This window comes from Oscillibacter sp. CU971 (assembly GCF_905219725.1).
Classification (GTDB): domain Bacteria; phylum Bacillota; class Clostridia; order Oscillospirales; family Oscillospiraceae; genus Oscillibacter.
This window is the reverse complement of the sequence record NZ_CAJMXG010000137.1, coordinates 1-7,940: the sequence shown is the minus strand read 5'-3', so window position 1 is coordinate 7,940 and position 7,940 is coordinate 1. Positions and strand designations below refer to the sequence as shown.

Here is a 7,940-nt window from a genome sequence, read left to right as displayed (position 1 = left end):
GGGCTGGGCCGGGCGTTCTTCAAGCTGGGCGGAAAGTGCTTCATAGTCCCGCTTATATTCTTCCAGGTCGATCACTTCATTCAGATACAGTTCCTTCAACCTGGACAGCTTCCGCCGGACGGCGGCGCGGTCAACGGCGGCGGCGGACTGTTTGCGCTGGGCTTCCTTCACTTCCCATTCTGTGCGCCATTCCTGGAAGACGCGCCCCAGGTTTTCAAACAGCCATGCTTCCACAACTTCTTCCCGGATCTCTTTATCGTGGGAACAAAGATCACGCCGATAATGCTGACTGCATCGGTAATAGTAATACTTGCCGTTTGTTTGATGGCCCGCCAGCTTGTGCCCACATTCCGCACAAACAAGAATGGAAGTGAACAGGTACACGCGCCCGGTGGGATTTGACTTTGCATTATTGGATAGTAGCTTTTGCACAGCGTCAAAAAGTTCCTGTGGTATGATTGCGGGGCAGAAAGATTCATTTGTGCGCCCGTTTCGGTCATAGTATCCGGTGTATAACCGATCGTGAAGTATGCGCCGAAAATTTGTGTCCGTCCAATTCAAACCGTAAGTTTCCCGGATATACTTGATCGTCCCCCGCTGTGATACGGTGGCCCGGTAATGCTGGAAAGCGTCCTGGACGATAGCGGCCCGTTCCGGCACAATTTCCAGCCGCTTTTCTTCATTCACGCGGTAGCCGAAAGGGCAGTTGCCGGAAACAGCCGTGCCGTGCCTGATCTTGCTGTCAAACACAACGCCGATTCTTTCCCCGCACAGATCGGCTTCATTCTGGGCAATGGAAAGCCGCAGGTTGATATACAGCCGCCCGCCCGCCGTGCTGGTGTCGTACTGTTCCTGTGTGGTTTTCCAGCCGCAGCCGTGGGCTTCTAAAACTTCCATGACCTTGTAATAATCGGCCACGGAACGGAACCAGCGATCAAGGCGGGTAAAGAGAATCAGATCCACCTTGTCCCGCTTCACGTCTTCCAGCATACGCAGGAAGTTTGTGCGCTTGCCCAGGCGCTTCCGGGCGGTTTTGGCCGCATCTATGTATAGGCCAGCAACGATCCAGCCGTTTTCCCGGCAATATTCCTGTAAGTCTTCCTGCTGGGCTTCCAGGGAAAGGCCCTTGATCGCCTGTTCCTGGCCGCTGACCCGGACATACAGAGCAACCCGCAGCGGCTTTGCTGGCAAATTTTCCATAAACATTGCCTACCATTTCCCCGCCGCGTGTGATAGAATAATCCCGCAGCGGTATTGTTGTATCTGGTGCAATAGACTACTGCAAAAGGCCCCGGCGGCGGTGGAGCGCAGCCGGGGCCGCTTTTATATATCCTCACAAAGCTTCTCTAACTCCATGCGGAGCCTGTAAATGTGCTTACAGGGAAGCCGCCTTACAAAGAAATCCCTACAGGTGCAAGAAACAACGGTTGTTTCATAGGGCTTCTTTCCAGAACCGGAAAAAACGGCGGTTTGCTCTATGCAGTCAATAGAAATCGGGGCCATTTTTGCGCCCCTGGCCTTTTCCATGCGCTTAATCTGTTCCGGGTGCGTGTCAACGTCTTCCATGGATTTAATTCCAGAAAGCAATTCTTTACTATAACCACCAGCGGGCCGCCTGATAATTTCGATCACGCCCAGTTCAACGGCAAGCCTGTAAATATGCTTACAGGGCAAGCGCCTGTCCTGGAAATCGTGGCAGGTGCATTGAGACAAAGAAGTATCGTAATAGGGAAGATCGGAAGTGCTGGAAAAGCGGCCAGTTTCGGTTAAACCGTTCACGTCAAAAGTGAAATGGTACGTCATTGCCCGCCCTTGTCTTTCAATCTGTGCATTGTCAGCGTGTATTGAGCTGTCCCATTCCGGCCAGTCTTTAAGAAATTTGCATCTTCCAGAAATCATTGACAACACCACCCGACTTACTGATTTAGAAACCTGGGATCGTTTTCAAGCGTATCCAAGGGGAAAGAAGTATCCTCGTTATAGATACAATCCTTGAAAAATTCTTCAAGTTCAAGCGTCTTGTTTAAGTCCAATTCCACAAAGCTAATTCCTTCCGATAGCTTTTTCATAGCTTCCGGGCCGAACTGGATAATCCAAGTGGATAGTTCATCCCTCAATATTTTTACGCCGGGAAGTTCCTGCCGTATGCTTTTCCGTCTCTTCCATACTTCCGGTTTTACTTTACTTTTTGCCCATTCATTTGCAGTTTCGATCAGATCGCCGCAAGCGTTAACCATAGCGGAAACGGAACATTTCTTTACAACCTTGTCCGGGTGATTGACTTGGGAGAGAAACCCGGACTGATCAAGCGTAGGAATTTGGGGAGAATCTGCAAGCATTATCAATTTAATGCCGCGCTTTTTGACGAAAGCGTAGTAGAGAATACCGCGAAGCAGATTGGCGCAATCCGGCGATAAGGATTTGAAGTTATCAACAAATGATTGATATACGGCGGCGTTATACTTGTCCGCGTTTTTCCCGTAGAAGATATGTCCTTGCTCTAAAGATTTGCGGTAAATGCAATTCTTAGAACAATCAAGATGTGGGATAAGACAGGCTTTTGCATCAGAACAGGCGGAATACCTTGAACAGCAGCCGAAAGCATCTTTTGCGGAAGCGGACGCGCCGGAAGCTGTGCCACCAGAAGCGGAAAACAAACTTTCCTGATCGTATGTATCCATGGTAAAAAACCTTGCTTTCCCCGCCCCGGCCACGCCGGGGCGGTTTTATTTTATCCTGTAGCCGTTTCGGAGCTTCCAGCCCCAGAAACTGACCCGCTTTCCATGCGTTTCTTTTCTTCCGCGATCTGGCGGTCAAGTTCCGCATGAAGTTCCGCAACGGTCATTTCCTGCGGCGCTTTTACTTCCGGCGGCCCGCCCGCCGTGGCCGCATCGGCGGCGGCAAGCTGTTCTTTTGCGGTGGCGATCCTGGAATGGATACGTTCAAAGGCTTCAAAAATCTTCTGGCGCGTGGCCGCGTCCAGTTCAAAGTATGCCTTTACAATTTCCATTTCCAGGGCAGTACAGCCGTTTTCCTTCAAGTATTGATCCAGGCTGAACGTTTCCGGCTGTTCCAGCATTTCCCCTTCCCCGGTACGCAACCAGGATTCATTCACGGAAAAGGCCATGCAGATTGATTTTACAATCTGATCGCTGACAGAAGCGCCGTTCCGTTCAAAAGTGCTTACGCTGGTTTGTTTCATGCCTATAACCTGGGCAAATTCTGCCTGACTTACGCGCAAATGATCCTTGCGGAACCATCTAATACGTTCGTTTATAGTCAACTGCTTCACCCCCCTTCTGTTTCGGTAAAGCCATAATAACGTGTCACGTTAAAAAAGTCAAGAAAAAATTTGAAAAGGGCTTGACAAATAACGTGGGCCGTTGTATTATAAAGACACTTCAACGTGACACGTTAAAAGCGCCAAAACAGCAGGGGGATTCACCATGAAGAAGAAATGGGAAGTGCGCTATTTCGTAACAGCGGTTGCCAGTATCCCGGTTTACAAGGCATACAGCAAGACGGAAACGTACCGCCAGGCCGCAAAAGACGGCTGGGGCACGGTGTACCGGGACGAAAACAACGCCCTGGTTTGTGACGAAGATTGCAGCGCCAGCCTGTACACGAAGAACGGTGGCTATTTCGGGATCTTCTCCTATGAGGAAATCAACACGAAGGAACTGCCGAAGCAGGCGGCGTGCGCGGCGATCATTGTCAGCGATTCTTGCGGCTTCACCTTCTGGGCGGAAGACTTCAACCAGATTCACATTTTCGTTACCTATGATGAAAACGGCCTGGTTGATACCTACCGTGTGGAATACGGCGATTCTCCCATTTATGACGGGGAAATGGAAATCCGCTTTGAAGACCTGTACCAGCAGCCGGAAGGGGACTGGAAAGAAACCTACCGGGCGGAAATCCCCGGAACGGTGGAGTACCAGCGGAAGCAGGAAGCCGCAGAACTGGCCGCCAAGGCGGCGGCCAGCGCGGCCACGGTGGAGCGGGACGCGGCCCCGGCGCTGGCCCGCATGGACGATCTGGGGGTTGCCCGGTGCGGGGAGTGCGGCGCGGAACTGCCGTGTAATGGAACCGGGGATATGCCGGACGTGTGCCCGGTGTGCGGGCGGCGGCTGGAATATGACTTCTTCAGGGAGCCGGACGGGCCGGACATGGACAGATACCGCACAAGGGCAGACAACCAGCAGGACAAGGGGACGGCGGCGGAAGCCGCCAGCGAGGTCCAGAAAACGGCCCTGGGCACGCCGGAAGATATGGCGGGCACGGATGCCACGGCGGAAGAAAAGCGCCGGAAGAAGCGAAAGAAGCCGCCCTGATAGGGGGCGGGCCGGGACGGGATGAAAGAAAGGAGGAAAACCAATGGTTGACAAGAGGAACGCGGGGGCCGCAGCGCCCCAGGTGAACGCGCCGGAAGTCATGATGCCGCAGGAAAGCCGTGCGGAAGTGGATCGGCTGGTTGACCTGATGAACAAGCAGGACACGGCGGAACAGTGGGCCTTGAAAGTGTTCCTGCAAGGCATGGAGTTCCAGCGGGCCTTGCACGCCGCCGCGCTGGCCGCCGGGCCGTGCGCCTAAAGAGGGGCGCGGCATGGGGGTAAAGGTTGAGATCCCCGGCGTGGAAGTGCAAGGCACGTTGNAGCCGGAAAACCTCTTTGACACGCTGGCCGCCCTGCTGTCATTGAAGTTTGACAAGCGGATCACGGTAAAGACAAGGCCGNCCGNCTGGANGGAGCGGGCGGCCCAGAAAGAGCAGAAAGGGTGATACACGATGCAGGAAAAGATCGACAGATTCAACGCCGCGTTTGTCGATATGGCGGTGGGTTATGTGAAGCACATAGCAAACAAGATGGCCGGGAACACGGCCTATACGACAGAACTGCCCGGCGGGCCGTTACGCTGGGGAACGAGCCTGGCGGATGAAGTCCGGGCGGCAAACCTGCTGGCCGCAACGATCAGCAAAATGCAGGCGGCCAGCGGCGGGGAACTTCTGGCGGATGTGGAGCCGCACACAGCGGCGGACAAGTTGGACTTTCTACGGGACTTCCTGGAAGGGAAAACGCGCTGGAACTTCCCAGAAGGGACAGTGTTCAACGTGAACGTTTCGACCGGGGACGGCGCGGAAGTGAAGCTGAAGCCGGAAACAGACGGGGAACCGGAGCCGCCCGCCGGGCCGGAACCCGTGACCCTGGGGCCGGGCGCGTCCTTCCGGCTGGAAAAAACGCAAGTTTCCGGCCCGTGCAGTATGGAGGACAGCACAGGCGCGGAAGCGCTGTNCACGCTGAAAGACCTTTGCGGGTATTGCCGGATGCTGGCGAAAAATAAATGGGCAATTCAGACGGAACGCGAATGGGACGCGGACGTAGTGGCGCTGGAATTTGCCATTTCCGTTCTTTCTGAACTGCGGGAGATCAAAGAGGTACGCATACCAGCGGAACCGAACACGCCGGGCGCATGGGAACTTATACGGGATATTCTGGCGGGCAAGCGGCCCGCGCCGGAAGGAACTGTATTTGACGTGGTTATTGATATGGCCGGGAACCCGCAGGCGATCAGAAGCCGGGAGGAACCGGAACCCGCCCCGCGTGCGCTGGCGATCGACATGCCGGGCGGCGAAACTGTGAAGCTGAACAGCGCGGCGGAAGCCTACAGGCTGGCGGGCTGTATTGAAGAAATGGCCGCCCGCGTGTGGCCGAAAGTGAAACCGGACGCGCCACAGGACAAGCCTGGAGAATAGGAAGGAGCGGGGCGCGATGCCTAAAAAGTGTTACCCTGGTGGCTTCCGCCTGACAAAGAAGACGGCGGCGGCCCTGGCCGTCCGGGAACTGGGGACGGCGCGGGGATTGGAGCGGGAACCGGGGATGCCGGAAGGATACTTCCATATCACGTTCGGAAACCTGGACGTGCGGATCTTCCCGGATGCCAGCGACAGCAGCCATAGGAGTTCCAGCAGATTGATCCAAATGTCGATCGACCTTAACGGCGGCCCGGACCGGATCGTCCAGTTCTTCTACCCTGACACGCTGGAACTGTGCCCGGCGGAAGAAGATATTTACCGCCGGGCAAAGGGGCGGGAAGCCCTGGAAAACTGGATCGAGCGGGAGGGCGTGGAGAAGTGCCGCCGGACGGTTGAAGAAACGGCGCGGCTTCTGGGCCTGTAGGGCGGGTGAATGAGCATGGAGCGCCGGAAGAAGGTAAACCACGGCATAGGCGCGGACTTTTCCGGGACGTGCGAGGGGTGCGGCTGTATCACGGTAGAAACCGTGGCGGGGTTGCCGCCGCTGTTCCGATGCAACGCCCCAGGCCAGCGCCGGGGCTACACGGTAAGCGCAGCCGGGCGCTTCCTGCCATATGTGCCCGCCTGGTGTCCGCTGATGGAAACAAACAAATAAAAATAGGAGGAAGTCAAAATGCGAACTATGGAATTGCGGCGCGTCCCTTATGGGACAACCTTTACGGCGTTCGGGGATCAGTTTGTGGCCCTGGACTATATCGGCGGCGGGGTGCTTGCTATCCGCAAGGAAACCTGGAAGAACGCCGCTTTTGACAGCAACGGCGTAAACGATCTGCGCAGCGCCAGCATTGGGCAGGCGCTGGAAGACTATTTGAACACCTTGAAGGACGGCGACGCGAAGATCAGCGACATTCTGAACATGACTATTGATCTGAAAGCCACGGACGGAACGCGGGAATACGGCTTCCATGAAACCAAGATCGGCCTGCTGACCCTGGAACAGTACGGAAAGTACCAGCACATTATACCGGACGTGGAAGAATGTTGGTGGCTTGCTACCCCGTGGAGAACGCCGGGTGAGAAGTGCGGCAACTCTACCAACGCCTGGTTCGTCGTTTCCGATGGCAATGCCAGCTTCAGCTACTGTTCCTATACCGGGTATTATCTGCGGCCCGCTTTGATCCTGTCCCCTTCCCTCTTGACCTCTATCGAGGATGAAGCGGAACAGAACGGCGGGAAGACGGAAGCGGAAACCTACGCGGAATACTGCGCATACGTGAAGGATTGGGCGGGATACGCAGAGGAAGGAGGACAAGACCAAGGAACTTCCCCGCTGACCTATGAGGAATGGAAAGAGGAAAACGCGGGATAGGGGGCGGAAACGGTGAAACTGCTGATTGGCGGAAGCCCTTGCACGCATTGGAGCATTGCGCGGAAGGGCCGCGAAACACAGCCCAGCGGGATCGGCTGGGAACTGTTCAAAAATTACCTGATGGCGCGGGACAAGTTCCGACCGGAATACTTTCTGTACGAGAACAACAAAAGTATGGCGGGGCCTATCAGGGAACAGATCACGGCGGAATTGGGCGTGGAACCGATTCTGATCAATTCCGCACGGGTGAGCGCCCAAAGCAGACAGCGCCTTTACTGGACAAACATTCCGGGAGTAGAACAGCCGGAAGACCGGGGGATCGTTCTGCGGGATATTCTGGAAAACGGCGTACCGATGCAGGAAAAATCCTACACGCTGAAAGCAAACTACGGCGAAAAAGGGGTGAACGCCAGAAAGTGCGTAGACAGTGGACATTTTCCGGCAACGGGTGCGGCGGAAGCCGTGGAAATCTTAACCGCAGATACAGAAAGCGAAGCGCCCAGGGCGATCGGATACAGGAACAGAAGAGGCACTGATGGGAAGTTGCGCCGCAGGTTTGAAGGCGGGGACAGCGAAAAGGCACATACCCTGACAACCGTACAAACTGACAGCATGGTTGCGGAACCTATGCGGATCGGAACGATTGAAAGCGGGACGCAAACGAACCATGACAGCAAGCCGTTTCGGGTATATTCCCCAGACGGTAAGGCCGTGACCCTGCAAGGGGAAGCCGGGGGCTATGGAGCAAAAACCGGGCTTTATGCTGTACCTGTAAACCCGTCTGAAATTGCGGGGGGGGGGCTGTCTACCCTATAACGT

Annotated in this window: 10 protein-coding genes; 6 read left to right on the top strand and 4 right to left on the bottom strand. The window is 55.3% G+C overall.

Features of this window, described 5'->3' with window-relative positions:
- The 4 genes from JX325_RS10175 to JX325_RS10160 all read right to left on the bottom strand — a co-directional run.
- A partial coding sequence (locus JX325_RS10175; RefSeq protein WP_204791032.1) for a recombinase family protein occupies positions 1 to 1,200 on the bottom strand: 1,200 nt, incomplete at its 3' end.
- 123 nt (positions 1,201 to 1,323) lie between these two features.
- Positions 1,324 to 1,899, bottom strand: a complete 576-nt coding sequence (locus JX325_RS10170; protein WP_023348840.1) for an SWIM zinc finger family protein — start codon at positions 1,897 to 1,899, stop codon at positions 1,324 to 1,326.
- Between the two features lie 17 nt (positions 1,900 to 1,916).
- A complete protein-coding gene (locus JX325_RS10165; RefSeq protein ID WP_023348839.1) occupies positions 1,917 to 2,681 on the bottom strand; it encodes a hypothetical protein in 765 nt (254 codons plus the stop codon).
- Between the two features lie 50 nt (positions 2,682 to 2,731).
- A complete protein-coding gene (locus tag JX325_RS10160) occupies positions 2,732 to 3,283 on the bottom strand; it encodes a helix-turn-helix domain-containing protein (RefSeq protein ID WP_204791031.1) in 552 nt (183 codons plus the stop codon).
- A gap of 163 nt (positions 3,284 to 3,446) precedes the next feature.
- On the opposite strand from JX325_RS10160, the gene JX325_RS10155 reads away from it, so the two are divergent.
- From JX325_RS10155 to JX325_RS18150, 6 genes are all read left to right on the top strand, one after another.
- Positions 3,447 to 4,334 carry a hypothetical protein gene (locus JX325_RS10155; protein ID WP_204791030.1) on the top strand — a complete coding sequence of 296 codons (888 nt, stop codon included), beginning with the start codon at positions 3,447 to 3,449 and terminating at the stop codon, positions 4,332 to 4,334.
- A 43-nt stretch (positions 4,335 to 4,377) separates the two neighbouring features.
- Positions 4,378 to 4,593 (top strand): hypothetical protein, encoded by a 216-nt coding sequence (locus JX325_RS10150; protein WP_204791029.1) that lies wholly within the window; start codon positions 4,378 to 4,380, stop codon positions 4,591 to 4,593.
- A gap of 1,175 nt (positions 4,594 to 5,768) precedes the next feature.
- On the top strand, positions 5,769 to 6,176 hold the full coding sequence (locus JX325_RS10145; protein WP_204791028.1) for a hypothetical protein: 408 nt from the start codon (positions 5,769 to 5,771) through the stop codon (positions 6,174 to 6,176).
- 9 nt (positions 6,177 to 6,185) lie between these two features.
- Entirely contained in the window at positions 6,186 to 6,407 is a 222-nt protein-coding gene (locus JX325_RS10140) for a hypothetical protein (protein ID WP_204791027.1), read from the top strand.
- Positions 6,408 to 6,425: 18 nt separating this feature from the next.
- Positions 6,426 to 7,121 carry a DUF6273 domain-containing protein gene (locus JX325_RS10135; protein ID WP_204791026.1) on the top strand — a complete coding sequence of 232 codons (696 nt, stop codon included), beginning with the start codon at positions 6,426 to 6,428 and terminating at the stop codon, positions 7,119 to 7,121.
- Positions 7,122 to 7,133: 12 nt separating this feature from the next.
- Positions 7,134 to 7,937 (top strand): DNA cytosine methyltransferase, encoded by an 804-nt coding sequence (locus tag JX325_RS18150; protein ID WP_243414036.1) that lies wholly within the window; start codon positions 7,134 to 7,136, stop codon positions 7,935 to 7,937.
- Positions 7,938 to 7,940: the final 3 nt, after the last annotated feature.